This window comes from Gracilibacillus halotolerans (assembly GCF_014206945.1).
GTDB classification, from domain to species: Bacteria; Bacillota; Bacilli; order Bacillales; family Amphibacillaceae; genus Gracilibacillus; species Gracilibacillus halotolerans.
In genome coordinates this window covers 357,042-371,146 of sequence record NZ_JACHON010000001.1, presented here as the reverse complement: position 1 = coordinate 371,146, position 14,105 = coordinate 357,042, and the positions used below count along the sequence as shown (strand labels likewise).

The 14,105-nt window shown below is 36.9% G+C and carries 13 protein-coding genes, 1 pseudogene and 1 riboswitch; of the genes and pseudogenes, 3 read left to right on the top strand and 11 right to left on the bottom strand.

What is annotated here, in order from left to right; translation table 11 throughout:
* Positions 1 to 242: 242 nt before the first annotated feature.
* The 4 genes and pseudogenes from GGQ92_RS01760 to GGQ92_RS01750 all read right to left on the bottom strand — a co-directional run.
* Positions 243 to 338 (bottom strand): annotated as a pseudogene (locus tag GGQ92_RS01760) (transposase); the annotation flags it as partial.
* Positions 339 to 731: 393 nt separating this feature from the next.
* On the bottom strand, positions 732 to 2,435 hold the full coding sequence (locus GGQ92_RS01755) for a methyl-accepting chemotaxis protein (protein WP_184243945.1): 1,704 nt from the start codon (positions 2,433 to 2,435) through the stop codon (positions 732 to 734).
* A 331-nt stretch (positions 2,436 to 2,766) separates the two neighbouring features.
* On the bottom strand, positions 2,767 to 2,904 hold the full coding sequence (locus tag GGQ92_RS16660) for a putative holin-like toxin (protein WP_221437191.1): 138 nt from the start codon (positions 2,902 to 2,904) through the stop codon (positions 2,767 to 2,769).
* Positions 2,905 to 3,026: 122 nt separating this feature from the next.
* A complete protein-coding gene (locus GGQ92_RS01750) occupies positions 3,027 to 5,498 on the bottom strand; it encodes a LamG-like jellyroll fold domain-containing protein (protein WP_184244759.1) in 2,472 nt (823 codons plus the stop codon).
* Between the two features lie 315 nt (positions 5,499 to 5,813).
* Positions 5,814 to 5,993: riboswitch (Lysine riboswitch) on the top strand.
* A gap of 113 nt (positions 5,994 to 6,106) precedes the next feature.
* Here GGQ92_RS01750 and dapA point away from each other — a divergent pair.
* Entirely contained in the window at positions 6,107 to 6,997 is an 891-nt protein-coding gene (gene dapA, locus GGQ92_RS01745) for a 4-hydroxy-tetrahydrodipicolinate synthase (RefSeq protein ID WP_184243943.1), read from the top strand.
* Between the two features lie 39 nt (positions 6,998 to 7,036).
* On the opposite strand, the gene GGQ92_RS01740 is transcribed toward dapA, so the two are convergent.
* Positions 7,037 to 8,173: a M20 family metallopeptidase gene (locus GGQ92_RS01740; protein ID WP_184243941.1), complete on the bottom strand. Its 1,137-nt coding sequence runs from the start codon at positions 8,171 to 8,173 to the stop codon at positions 7,037 to 7,039.
* A gap of 75 nt (positions 8,174 to 8,248) precedes the next feature.
* Between GGQ92_RS01740 and GGQ92_RS01735 the strand changes: the two genes are divergently transcribed.
* Positions 8,249 to 8,692 (top strand): YaiI/YqxD family protein, encoded by a 444-nt coding sequence (locus GGQ92_RS01735; RefSeq protein WP_184244757.1) that lies wholly within the window; start codon positions 8,249 to 8,251, stop codon positions 8,690 to 8,692.
* Here GGQ92_RS01735 and GGQ92_RS01730 read toward each other — a convergent pair.
* Both GGQ92_RS01730 and GGQ92_RS01725 read right to left on the bottom strand, forming a co-directional pair.
* The gene (locus tag GGQ92_RS01730; protein WP_184243938.1) at positions 8,680 to 8,835 is read right to left on the bottom strand and encodes a hypothetical protein; all 156 of its coding nucleotides are present in this window, start codon (positions 8,833 to 8,835) and stop codon (positions 8,680 to 8,682) included. The two genes, GGQ92_RS01735 and GGQ92_RS01730, sit on opposite strands and share 13 nt — an antisense overlap.
* A gap of 24 nt (positions 8,836 to 8,859) precedes the next feature.
* Entirely contained in the window at positions 8,860 to 9,612 is a 753-nt protein-coding gene (locus GGQ92_RS01725) for an alpha/beta hydrolase (protein WP_184243936.1), read from the bottom strand.
* 186 nt (positions 9,613 to 9,798) lie between these two features.
* Between GGQ92_RS01725 and GGQ92_RS01720 the strand changes: the two genes are divergently transcribed.
* On the top strand, positions 9,799 to 10,089 hold the full coding sequence (locus tag GGQ92_RS01720) for a hypothetical protein (RefSeq protein WP_184243934.1): 291 nt from the start codon (positions 9,799 to 9,801) through the stop codon (positions 10,087 to 10,089).
* A gap of 138 nt (positions 10,090 to 10,227) precedes the next feature.
* Here GGQ92_RS01720 and GGQ92_RS01715 read toward each other — a convergent pair whose 3' ends face one another.
* From GGQ92_RS01715 to GGQ92_RS01700, 4 genes are all read right to left on the bottom strand, one after another.
* Positions 10,228 to 10,875 carry an SDR family oxidoreductase gene (locus GGQ92_RS01715; RefSeq protein ID WP_184243932.1) on the bottom strand — a complete coding sequence of 216 codons (648 nt, stop codon included), beginning with the start codon at positions 10,873 to 10,875 and terminating at the stop codon, positions 10,228 to 10,230.
* 299 nt (positions 10,876 to 11,174) lie between these two features.
* Complete coding sequence (locus tag GGQ92_RS01710) at positions 11,175 to 11,879, bottom strand: LutC/YkgG family protein (protein WP_184243930.1); 705 nt, start codon at positions 11,877 to 11,879, stop codon at positions 11,175 to 11,177.
* Positions 11,872 to 13,302 carry a LutB/LldF family L-lactate oxidation iron-sulfur protein gene (locus tag GGQ92_RS01705; RefSeq protein ID WP_184243928.1) on the bottom strand — a complete coding sequence of 477 codons (1,431 nt, stop codon included), beginning with the start codon at positions 13,300 to 13,302 and terminating at the stop codon, positions 11,872 to 11,874. The genes GGQ92_RS01710 and GGQ92_RS01705 overlap by 8 nt, the downstream gene beginning before the upstream one ends.
* 2 nt (positions 13,303 to 13,304) lie before the next feature.
* Positions 13,305 to 14,027, bottom strand: coding sequence for a (Fe-S)-binding protein (locus GGQ92_RS01700; protein WP_184243926.1), 723 nt, complete (start codon positions 14,025 to 14,027; stop codon positions 13,305 to 13,307).
* Positions 14,028 to 14,105: the final 78 nt, after the last annotated feature.

The window sequence follows — 14,105 nt, the reverse complement described above, 5'->3', positions numbered from 1 at the left end:
CGAGGTCGAAATGTACTTTTGAACGTTTTCCGGGCGATGGGTAGGCTCCATCTTATATAATTCACGGATGCCAAATAAACTTGGTTGTCGTATAATGGTCAAAGGGAGCACTCCTTCTGTCTTTTTATGGTTTTGTGGTTAAAACTCATTATACAAGATTTGGGGAGGTGCTTCCTTTTTTATGTTTTTAAGCCCTTGCCACACAAGGGCTGGGAATTATGAAATTCGTTCACCTATCAATATTTTCCATATATTATTTGTCTTCTATATTTTGGTGCAAAAACGATATGGTACTTACAATTCTATGTTGTGTGTGCTAAACTATTCTTGTCCTTCATTGGACGTACCTCCTTCATGTGTGAGTTTTGTGGTCGGGAAACCAACATTATCTTACCATGAAGAGAGGTATTTTTTTACCACACGCTGAAAGCTTTCCGGAACCCCTAGCATAGCTAGGGGTTTTCAAAAACATATAATAATAAAGGTACTAGCTTTCTAGGAAAAGCTAGTACCAAATAATCTTATTTATTAAATGATGTTCTATTACACATATTTCAACATAAACAGGATTGGTAGAAGGTTCCATTTTCTTGATTGTATTATCACGAAAAGCCTCGCAACCATTGTTAACGCCCTGTTATGTTTAATTTTATACCCTGATTGGATTGATTAAAACGTGTTATTCTAATCCTCTAGAATAGCAATAATTATCCAACTTATGAGATTGTATTTTATATCTTAAATCGTTGAACAAGTTCATTTAGATCTTCTGATAGTTTTGCTAAATCATTTGCACTTCCTGCTACTTCTTCCATAGAACTTGTTGTTTGTTGTGTTGAAGCAGACGTTTCTTCAATTCCTGCTGCAGTTTCTTCTGATACTGCGGCGATTTCTTGAATGAAACCAGTCATTTGATGGCTTGTTTGTGAAATGTTTATCATGTTTTTTGAAATCATTGAAATGCGATTTTCTACTTGTTTAATAAAATCATTAATTTGTACAAACTTTTGATTTGTTTGTTGAATTTGCTGAGTCCCTAACTCTGTTTCTTTATATCCTTCATTTAATGCTTCGGTGACGACCGATATCTCATTCTGTATGTTTCCAACAATGAGAGAGATATCAGATACCGAAAGATTTACTTGCTCGGCAAGTTTTCGCACCTCATCAGCTACCACAGCAAAACCTTTTCCTTGTTCCCCTGCCCTTGCAGCTTCAATTGCTGCATTGAGAGCTAATAAATTTGTTTGATTTGCAATATCTTGAATTACTTCTACTAATTTCGTTATTTCTACTGATTGTGTCTCTAAATTAGTAACTTTTTCTACAGAATCTTTAACTAGGTGATTAATATTTTCCATCTGTTCTAAAGAAGTATTCATCAAAGTTGTTCCTTCATTAGTCATCGATAAAACTTGGTTGGTGTCTGATTGCGCACTTTCTGAATATTGAGTGGTTGTTTGGATATCTTCAGCAAATGATGTCATCATGTCAGATAACTCACTTGAATGATTTGCCTGAGATTCTGTTCCTGCTGCAATTTCTTCCATAGTAATAGATATTTGTTCAGATCCAGTTCTTACTTCATTAGAAGATTGTGTTAACTCTTCACTCTGTGCTGATACCGTTAAAGACACTGTTGAAATCTGCGTTAATATATTTTTCAGTTCTTCGTTTAATTGATTCGATGAATCGATAAGCTGACCAATTTCATCTCTACTACTAATTAACAAAGGTTCATGGTTTAGATTACCAGTTGTAATACTTGATAGTCTGTCCATCACTGTTCGAATAGGTTTACTAATAGAGATGGAAGTAATATTAGCGATAATGACCCCTAAAAGGACTACAAGTATTGAAATGATTATTGCTAACCACTTTGTTGTTTCATTATTTTGTTGAATATTTTTTGCAAGCTCTTGGATTTCTTGTTCTTTTTTAATCGCTAAGTCATGGAATCCTTGTACTAACTCATCACCTTGGCTCTGCACTTGAGCCTCCATAATACGAATTGCACCTTCTCTATCTCCATTATCTATCGCTTGAAACATTTCGTCAGTAGCATTACCCCATTCAATTTTTTTATCGATTAAAACAGGTAATTGATCCGAGGCACTATTCTCAATGGCATCATTTTCTAATTCTATACTTGTTGCTATACCAGCTTCAAATTCATTACGATACTGCTCATTATCCGTTAGTAGATAGGCACGTATTAAACTAATTCGATGTGTCATGTTATACGCAAGTTGTTCATCTGTAACTAATAAAGGTAACTCTCTGTCAAATACAGTTCTAAGATCCCGATTCGTTTGAGTAATAGAATATATTGTAAACAAACCTAATATAATTACTAATAACATCACAATGGCAAAACCAAATAAAATTTTTGCACGAACGCTCTTAAAATTTGTAAATAAGCTAAATCTTTTCATCCTTTAATTCCTCTCTATAGCCGGTATTTTTAAAGATTCAGAAATATCTTCCCTGAATTTATCGGTATAGATATTTTAAATTGAAGTAACGAGAAAAAATCCGGAATATTCTAATAATTCAGATATTAAATAAATACATGTGCTTACTCCAATTAAAGATGATCTTTAGCTTTATTTTTCCAAAAATTCAGGGTATACTAATAGTAGTTATAAGTAAAAACGACCGCTAAGGTGCTGGTAACACCTTAACGGTCTGACAATAGATTGCCCAAGTGGCAGTCACAAACTAGTTGTGTGCCACCTTGCTAGCAAAATTGCTAAGCTGGGTGGCTTATTCTTTGTCTTTTACAATCAGCACGATAAGACTAGCAAAACTAATCATGATAACCAGTGCTTCATACACAGACAAATTATCACCCCCCTTCCCTTCTCTGTTTCTTGTAGAGTCGGAAAACGGAGTGACTGCCACCCAAGGCGCTATTGCTAGTTTCCATTATACTATTCAAAACCATTATTTACTATAATTGGTCTGTGTTTTATTTAAAGTATTTTCTGAATTCATCATATTGTGTAATTTTCAGATGTCTAGCCTTAATTTACTGTTGCGAGCTGTTCAACTTGCTCTGATTGCAGCTCACCATTAAACACCATCAGTTCATCTATCCATCCTTTATACGGCTCATCCCAATGATTGACACCAATTGCAAAGTCAGCATTATTACCAATAAGTACGTTAGGGAAGTTATCTCCTTCAAACTCTAACTCACCATTGAGATAAACCTTTACTTCACCATGGTTAACAGAAAAGGCAACGTGCGTCCATACATCCGCTTCTACTTGGTAACTTGTTGGAGCATCGTACCATTCCTCACCAGACCAAAGCATCGTTTTATCGTCTACTGGTCCCATCGGTACGAAGCTAAGCCATTTCGTTTCACTTCCACCGAAAAATGTCGTTGTAAATGGGCTCAATTCTTCCGGCTTTATCCAATAAGAAATTGTGTATTCATAACTATTGACTAATTTATCTGGCAATTTTATACCTGATTGTCCATCCAGGTATACTGCTTCTCCAAATATTCCTTCGTCAAAGCTAATTGTGCCGTCTCCTTTATTAATTTCGATGCCTGTTACTTTACCATCACTAAAACTATCTGAACTTTCTTCCAAATTACCTTCGAAACCGTAATGAGCAGAAATGCTGGCTTCTTCGGTAGGGTTAACAGTTAATTCAAACGTTTTCTGTTCAGAGATTTCTCCGAGTTTAATGGTGGCAGTTAATGTTACCATGCCAATATCGTTTTCTTCTCTTGTAACGTTACCATCACTTGAAATTATTTCAGGATTACTGGATTCCCATTCGATTGTTGCTCCATTTGCGCCCTCTTTAGGTAAGTCGAGATCCTTGGATACTTCTTCAGAGCCAATATCAAGTTCTTCCTTAATCGCATGTACAGTTTCTTTGTCAGATGATCTAGCTTGTTTACTACCCCAGATTGAAATACCTTGGTCGGATTGTGCTGTAAATGTCATTACATATTCTTTTTGCGTTGGATCCCATTGTTCGATGAAGACACCTTTATATAAAGTGTTATCTATCGTAACATTTGCAAAATAATCATTCTTTTTATCCCACTCACCTTTAAAAGAACCAGTAATCTTATTATTTTTCTCTAGTTCAATATATGTGGAACGGTTAACATCGGCAGAATAATCTTGTCCATGGTTAATAAATTTATAGACACCTTCTATATCCGAGTTGTTCACTTTTTTAAGTTTTTTTCCTGTATATCTAAATGGCGATGCTACTGGCCAGTGATCTTCGTTCATAAATATGGAATGAACTCTTACTTCAAACGCTTCTCCTCGATTTGGAAATCGTGTATGAAACACTAAATGTCTTTCTTCTTTATCTTCGTCATATAAAACAGAATTATGTCCTGGCGATAGGTATCCAAAACCAAAACCTTTGTTGTCCTCTCCAATTTTTCGATCAAATAAGAAATTACCCATTATTTTATTACCATACATATGATTAGGTACATCACCTGGTAGAACAGCATTATCTCCTTTAGCATCTACATAAGGACCGTCAGGCTTCTCAGAACGAAAGACACGCATATTGTACCCACCATCTGCACCTAGCCAGCCATAGGTTACGTATAAATAATAATATTCTGTCTCTTCATCATAAATAACATAAGGACCTTCGCCGGATTTTGTAAATCCACCAGCAATTTTTGTTCCAAAATAACGGTCAACCATTCTACCATCTTCCGTCTTACCATCTTTTCCGGGATAGATTGGCAGTCCATTACTTTTATCCAACTCGAGAATAAAAATCCCACCAGACCATGAGCCATATGTCATCCATAACTTTCCATCCGTATCATAAAATAGATTAGCATCTATTGCATTTGGAAATAATGTATTATTATACGTGCCACCAGCACCAAACCATCTTGGACTGACTTCGTCTACTATTCCATCGGCAATTAACTGGGCAATATTTGTATTATCCCATTTTTTATTCACTTCACTATTTTCATCATACGATTCTTCTTTTGTGAATCCTGAATAAATAACCGTATCTTTGTATTCATATGGACCTTCTATATCCTGAGAAACAGCAATTCCAATCGCAGAACGAATATAGGTAGAAGAAGCACTATAATACATCATGTACGCTCCGTTCGAACCGTCCTCATTTAGGTAATCCTTATTATAGAAAATCTCAGGAGCCCATACAGCAAATCCCCCATAGCTATCTGCGTCATTTTCCCCTGCCCATTTAAATGATTCTGCTAAGTTTTTCGATAAATCACCATAAAGAGCATTTTCAGGAGTCGAATAACCATTCGTAAATCTCTCCCAAGACATTAAATCTTTAGATTTTGCAGCTTCAACGTGAGTACCAAATACGTAATAGGTATCTCCCTCTTTGTAAATAGATGGATCGTGCACCGAAACTTCTTTAAAATTTGGATTCATCGCTATCTGTCCTTCCTTATCTGTTTTCGTTACGTTCGTATTTTCAATACTTAAGTATGTTAACGGTATCATTATGATAATAATCAATACTAACCAAAATCTCTTTCGATAAATTAGTTTCAATAAATACTCTCCTTTCAATTTCTTTTTAATATATCGCTCTATCGCCTCAAATCATCAGTTAGTTATTAGTTAGGATTCTTGTACGTATAAGTATATGGTTAATGTTACAATATAAGTTTGTTACAATCAACATATTTATAACAAGATGTTCGTACAACAGTAAATTTGATCATCGTTTTATAAAAAACATTCCTTGCACACCTATTTTATATTTGTTATGATGGGTGTAACATCAAAAACATATAAACTTCAATTTTAAATTGAAGTGAGAATAGAGGTGCAAAGACCATTAGTACATTATCTGAGGAGATGTATCCGACGATGATAATGGAAAGGGGGATTTGCCGAAGCGGGAAAAAGTACATCCTTTTTTCAGGCTGGTTCTGCATTGAATAAATGCAGTGCTGTCATATAGTTATTACTATATGGAGGGCTATCTCACGCATCCGTTTACGGAAGCAGTAATGAGACCCTATCATTACTGTTTTTTGTTGAAACGGAATAGAGATAGCCTCTATTCAATGGAATGTTTAATACTTTGGATAGAGGTGTTTTAAATGAATTTTGGCAAAATTATTACAGCAATGGTAACCCCGTTTAACGAAAATGGTGACATTGATTTTAGTAAAGTGAGAAATCTAGTCGAATATTTACTTTCTAATGGTACAGAGGCTATTGTTGTCAATGGAACTACAGGAGAATCTCCTACTCTTACTAACAAAGAAAAATTAGACCTCATACAACTTGTAGTTGAGAATGTTGCAGGGCGTGTACCAGTAATTGCGGGAACTGGGTCAAACAATACACGCGCATCAATTGAGATGACGAAAGAAGCGGAAAGCCTAGGTGTTGATGCAGTCATGCTAGTTGCACCTTACTATAATAAGCCATCTCAAGAAGGTATGTATTTACACTTTCAAGCAATCGCTAATGCAACAACGTTACCTGTTATGCTTTATAATATACCTGGACGAACAGGTGTTAATATCGAGCCGGAAACAATTATCCGATTATCTAAAATTGACAATATTGTTTCGGTAAAAGATGCTACTGGGAATTTAGACGATATGGCAACAATTATTAGGGAGACAGATGATAATTTTTCTCTTTATTCCGGGGATGATCAACTAACTTTACCTGTGCTCTCTATCGGTGGAGCTGGTGTAGTATCCGTATCTAGTCATATCTATGGAAACGAAATGCGTGAAATGGCAGAGGCGCATTTTAAAGGGAGTAACAAACGTGCAAGTGAACTACACCAATGGCTCGTACCTAAGATGAATGCATTATTTATGGCGCCAAATCCCGTTCCAGTAAAAACTGCTTTAAATTATATGGGGATAGAAGTCGGAACGGTGCGTTTACCACTTATCCCACTTAATGATGAGGAAAAAACACAGCTATTGAATATTTTAAATCTATCGATTAACGGTACTAAAGTAGGTTGATAGATTTAATAAAGACCAAATCGGATTTCGATTTGGTCTTTATCTTTTGGTTAATTCTTCTATTACATGCAGTAATAATAACGTTCGCGGAACGAATGAGGAAAGATCCAAGTATTCATCTTCTCTATGTGGATTGCCACCAACAGGCCCTAAACCATCTACTGTAGGTACTCCTAATGCAGAAGGAAATGAGGCGTCTGAAGCGCCACCCGTTTCAGTATCTTTAATAAAAATTTGGAGTTCATCGCCAACACGCTTAATAATCCGAAGCAATTTTTCTGTCTGCTCTGTTTTCTCCATAGGTGGTCGATTAATCTCTCCTTCAAAACTAATTTTAGTTCCATCGACCTCCGTATTAGCCATGATATCATTTAATTTCTGCTCTATTTCTATCGCTTGTTCTTGGGTACGAAAACGAACATCTACCTGGGCTGTTGCGTGATCAGAGATAGTATTTGCGGATGTCCCTCCCTCAATGAGACCAACATTTACGTTAATACCTTCTTCTTCGTCCGTGATATCATGTAATTCAATAATTTTATAAGCTAATTCCTCTATCGCACTTCTCCCTCGCTCAGGTTCGATACCTGAATGAGCAGCCTTTCCTTTTACCTCGAGTGTAAAATTACCTTTTCCCCTACGAGCAGACACGATAGCTCCATTTTTACGTGCCGGCTCGAGAACAAGGCAATATCTTTTATTATGAGCATGTTTTTCAATTAAGTCTCTTGAATAAATAGAACCTATTTCCTCATCGGAAGTGATAAGTAATTCTACTTCGTGAATACTTTGGCGACTGAATTCTTTCAATGTTTTCATGACATAATAAATAGAAACAAGGCTAGCTTTCATATCGATAACACCTGGCCCATATGCACGATGAGTATCTCTACTAAATGGTCTATTTTTAGCAGTCCCTTTTTCGAATACCGTATCCATATGTGTTAGAATAAGGATAGAAGGGTGTACACACTCTTTGGAACGAATGACAAGATGGTTACCGACATCTTTTTGTTCATTAACAACAACGTCCATGCCTATACAAGTAAATAAACGTTGTAACTCACGACTAAATTGGTTTACTTCATGAATATCTAATGAACCACTGTCCATATTAACGAATTGTTCTAATAAATCTATCATCTCTGCTTCTTTGTTTATTAAATAATCATCCAAATTTAATACCTATCTTTCTTTAAAAATTAATAGTTAAAATTCCCGTATAAACGATATAAGGTGAGTGAATGTATGATGCGCATTTTTATAGATGCAGACGCCTGTCCCGTTACAGACATTATTGTAGAAGAGGCAGGAAAGGTTAATCTTCACGTTTTTCTTGTAAGAAGTTATGCTCATTATTCAACCTATTTGTATCCCGAGCATGTAACAACTCAATATATTGATACAGGTAACGATGCTGTAGATTATGCAATCGTTAGACAAATATGGCCTCATGATCTTGTTGTTACCCAAGACTACGGTTTAGCTGCACTATGCTTAGCAAAGAAGACTATTGTATTACATCATCTAGGTTATCAGTTCAAACAAGATAATATTGACAGTAAACTAATGGACCGTCACCTTCATGCTAAAGCAAGAAAAGCGGGGAAACGTACAAAAGGACCGAAAAAATTCACACAAGAACAAAAAGAAACGTTCCGTAAAAGATTACGCTCTCTTCTTTATTCAGGTTGATTCGTTTGTTCGTTATCGGCTAGCTCGGCTATTCGGCTAATTTCCCATCGGGTTGCAGTGTCATCGGCTACTTCATATACCTTACCTTTTCTAAGTAATTGTTTATTATAGGTTGTTTGTACAAGCATTTTTACTTTTGCCATTTATCTGACTCCTTTTTATATTTGCTAATCCATAAAATATCTCTGCATCCAAGCAGCACATAAATTCGTCCAATCTTTAGCTGATGGATGGTCAACAGCTAGTCCTAGACCGTGCCTTCCCTCTTGAAAAAGATGGAGCTCGTATGGAATTCTATATTTCTGTAAAGACTCTACGTATAACAAACTATTCCGAACAGAAACAGAAGAATCATTTACAGTTGACCAAATAAAAGCTGGGGGTGTTTCCGAATGTACCAGTTTTTCAGCGGAGAATTCATCTATTAAACGGGTAGTTGCATTTATTCCTAATAAGTTATTTCGACTACCTTCATGTGTGGATGGCCCCATCGTAATTACAGGGTAACATAGAATTTGAAAGTCAATTTCTCCAGGTTCGACTAAATTGCTTACCATAGCTGCTAAATGGCCACCTGCCGAAAAACCCAACACTCCAAGCTTCTTGTTCTTTAGATCGTGTTTATTATCCATTCTCTCTCTTACGAAGCGAACCATTTTTAAACCTTGTTGAATCGTTTCTTGTTTGTTAATTGGTTTTACTTTATATCGTGCTACACATGCATGAAAGCCTAGCTTGTTCAACCACCTCGCCACAGGCTCTCCTTCATGATAGGCGCGATGTCCATATCCTCCACCCGGAAAGACGATAATAGTTGGGCTAGACTTTGATTCTGCCAAAAAATAAGAAATCACTGCAGGACAATCATCATTCAAATCCTTACTCTCCCATTGATAATCTTTACCATCTATCCACTTCATAGGTTTTAACCTCTTTTCTATTATGGATAATTATATCACAATTTTAATATTGACACCCATCAAGCTAATAAAATATAGCCGTTTTTGAATAATACAAAAAGTATAGGTAAACGCCCTTTCCAAACAAAAGCCTACTGCATAGGCTAACATCAGTAACATGAATATTTTGTATGGAAGGTGAAAAGTATGTATTATCCAACTCATGATTATCCTGCTGCACCTCAACAGTTTCCTACTCGAGATGAACGCGTCATTGGACCTGTTGGAGCTGGTCTACTAGGATTTGGACTCGGATTCTTAGGTAATGAGATTATTCAAGGTCCATATCCACCATATGGTTATCCTTATGGCTATCCTCCGTTTGGCGGACCGTTTCATCCTCCCCATGGTCCTGGATTTGGACCTGGTTTCGGACCAGGATTTGGTCCCGGATTTGGGCCTGGTTTTGGGCCAGGGTTTGGACCCGGTCCATTCTAAGTATTATTAGACCGAAGAATTTTTGATATCAACAGTTGAAAAAGCTAAAATTGTTAATTTCATTCTTATACTATCAAAAAGCACAGAGAACAAATTGCCAGTAGCAACCTAGTTCTTCTGTGCTTTTACTTTTTAGATTTATTCAAATGCTTTAACTGCTACCTCTATTTCTGTTTCACCGTTTATAAGGTCAAATGATTTTTTGAGTGTATTTTCAGCCTTTAAGACAGATACAATCGTACTTGCAACATCTGCTCGTGTAATGGTTGATCGTTCGAGATTCTCAGCAATCTTGATCTTACCTGTAGCAGTTTCATTTACTAATATACCTGGTCTAACAATGGTGAAATCTAATGTACTATTAGCAAGTATTCTATCTGCATGATGCTTCGCTACAAAGTAAGGTTTAATCTGCTCACTCCAGTTTTCGCGATTATGTGCTTGAATGGCACTTACCATAATGTAACGTTTGACAGCCAGATTCTCAGCTGCCTCTATCGTTTTCGATGCACCGTCTAAATCTACTAATAAAGTTTTGTCCGGTCCTGTTTTACCACCTGATCCAGCCGTAAATACAATAGCATCGACACCTTGCATTGCCATCTCCAAATCCTTTACAGAACCTTCTAGATCTCCTACAACAGTTTGGACACCCTTTTCCTCGAATTTAGATTGTTGTTCTACATTTCTAATCATTGCGATTGGTTCGTAGTATTCACTTTGTTGTAACTGGTCAATTAAAATCTGACCTATTTGGCCATTTGCACCGATTACTAAAACTTTCATGAAGAAAACCTCCTCAAACTTTAGTGATAGTTTTATCTTATCACTGAAATTCCTTTAGGAGTAATAATTAAACTCATAAAGAAAATTTGGCTAGCGCCAAGCCTTGCGCAGGCGATTGCTTTGTTGGATTTATACAGTACGGTACAAAGGCTAACTACGCCACGTTCTGTGAAAGTGCCTTCGTAACCAACATCCTATTGGCCTAATTTTTTTATTTACTTAGAATGACTTCTATCGTTAAAAATTATGCTTTTTAACGTGCAAAAAGACCTGATTACTCATAACCAGGCCCTTAACAATCATCGATCCTCAATCACAATATAAGCTGCACGGACAGGACCATGTACCCCTACAACTAAATTCATTTCAATATCTGCACTGTTACTTGGTCCTGTTATAAAATTAACACTGGAAGCAATTGTTTCATTATTTTTTACTTGCTGATTTATTATATCTGTTGCTTGAGTCATTCTTTTCACTATAGACGATTTTGGTATAATCGCAATATACTTTTCTGGTAACAAACTAACGGAACGGCCTTGTCCTGGATTATTTAGTAATACAACAGTACCAGATTCAGCTAAAGTGATATCGCTAAAAGTTATACCGATATCTGCTTTTTCCGATTGTTCGATTGATTTCTCGCGGGATTCATTATCCCATTTAAAAGCTTTTTTCTCTATAAGATATTGTTCGATACCATAGTCACTAAAACGTGAATCATCTGAGTAAACAATAGATTCGGCTTCATAAAAACCAAAAACTTCTATTAGCTTAGATGGGAGATCGTCTACCGTTGTTATGAAGAAATCTGTATGGATTTGTGTACATTGATCGCTTAATAGTTGAACGAGTTCATCCTGACTTGCACCTCGGAGTACATTTCTTTGTGGAGAAACGGACCAGTTCGGTTTTTCTACAGGAATTTCTGGTGATATTCCGCCTACTTTGACACGTATGTTTGCAAGAAAGGAATCTCGATTATAAATCTCCCCCTTAGGCATTCTTTGACTTCCTCCTTTCACGCTTATCAAACCAATCTCTAAAACGCTCCCGATTCGGCTCAGGAAAGTCACGTGAATCTGTCCAGTTTTTGAGTGGGCCTATCCCCTTCGAAATCTTACCTTCTTTCGATAGTGGTGCAGTTAAAAATGGCGCCATTTTAGTAGCTGTGTTAAAGAGAGCTGGAGATTCTGCAGCCTTCCCAAAAGATTGCATTACTAAACGTTCAGCAAGCAGCGTTCTTTTTTCCTCTGCCATGTTTTTACGGTGCATTATTAATTGCTCATGAAGTGGAATTTTAACCGGGCAAACCTCTGTACAAGCTCCGCATAATGAAGAAGCATATGGTAGTTCTTCATAATCATCATATCCACCTAATAACGGGGAGAGTACAGCTCCAATAGGGCCTGGATAAATCGATCCATATGCATGACCACCGACATGACGATAAACTGGACAAACATTAATACAGGCAGCACAACGAATACAATGTAATGCTTCTTGAAATTCTGTTCCAAGTATATTTGATCTACCATTATCTACAATTACTAAATGAAATTCCTCAGGACCATCGGCCTCTTCTTCTAATTTCGGCCCAGTTAATGCTGTAATATAACTTGTTAATTTTTGGCCAACAGCTGCTCTTGTTAATAAACTAACGACTATATCTAGCTCTTCCCAACCTGGTACAATTCTTTCCATTCCCATAACCGTTATTTGGGTCTTAGGTAAAGCGGAAACCATTCTTGCATTTCCTTCATTTGTAACAAGCGCGATAGAACCTGATTCCGCAACTGCAAAATTACATCCTGTAATACCAATATCCGCTTCCAAAAATTCTTGTCTTAACTTTTCTCTAGCAAAAAGAGCTAATTCTTCTGGCTTATCTGTATTCTCATAACCAAGTTTTTCTTCAAACACATCTCGAATCTGTGATTTATTCTTGTGTAGAGCTGGTGCAACGATATGTGAAGGTGGATCATGATCATCTATCTGTAAAATGTATTCTCCTAAATCCGTTTCTATCACTTCACAGCCTATTTCTTCGAGTGCTTGATTCATCGAAATTTCCTCTGTAACCATCGACTTTGATTTTGCGATTTTCTTCGCATTTTTTTTCTGGGCTACATCTTTAATATATTGATTTGCCTCTTCTGCTGTCTCCGCAAAAAAAACATGACCACCTAGTTTAGATACGTTCTCACTTAGTAGATGTAGGTAGTAATCCAAGTGCTCAATCGTATGCGATCGTATCTCTTGACCTAATGTTCTCCAATCTTCCCAGTCACCTAATTCTTCGGCTGCGATAGCACGATTTGTCTGTAATCTTTCTTGCGCTGATCGAACAGCACCACGCATGAAATCATCTTCGATTCCTTGTTCGACTCTATTTTTAAATCCTTGCTCACTTATTTGCATTGGCATGTTTATTCACCTCTCGCATTCAAAATTTCTGCGATGTGCATCACCTTAACGGGTACTTCACGTCTAGATAATCGACCGCCGATATTCATAAGACAACTACCGTCCGCACCAATAAGTGTGTCTGCTTCTGTTTCTTTTATATGATTTACTTTTTCATCTACCATTTGTTCTGAGATATCATTCATTTTTACTGCAAATGTTCCACCAAAGCCACAACAATCACTACGGTTCGGTAAATCGATTAGCTGTAAACCTTTTACATTGCGTAATAATTTAAATGGTGCCTCTTTTACCCCTAATAAACGAGTCATGTGGCAAGACGTGTGATACGTTGCCACCCCATTGTATTCAGCACCAACATCTTCTATTCCTAGTACATCAACAATAAATTCCGTTAGTTCATACGTTTTTTCTTTTAAAGCACGTGCACGTATTTGCCATTCAGAACCTTCTTCAAATAGTCCCTCATATTCATGAACCATATAAACACATGAACCAGATATCCCGACAACATATTCTGCATGTTCGAACGCCTCAATCATATGCTTCGCAGCTTCTGCAGCCTCCTTATGATAGCCGCTGTTAAAGGCAGGTTGACCACAGCAGGTTTGCGCACGAGGAAAGTCAATCTCACAGCCAAGTCGTTCTAGCAATTCCACCGTATGCACTCCTGTATCTGCGTTAAAAACATCGCCTAGACAGGTTATAAATAACGAAACTTTCATCGCTGTTCTCTCCCTTTTTAGAAACGATTCACTATCGTCCCAAATAGCATGAAATGGATAAACCCTCAACAAGGAGAG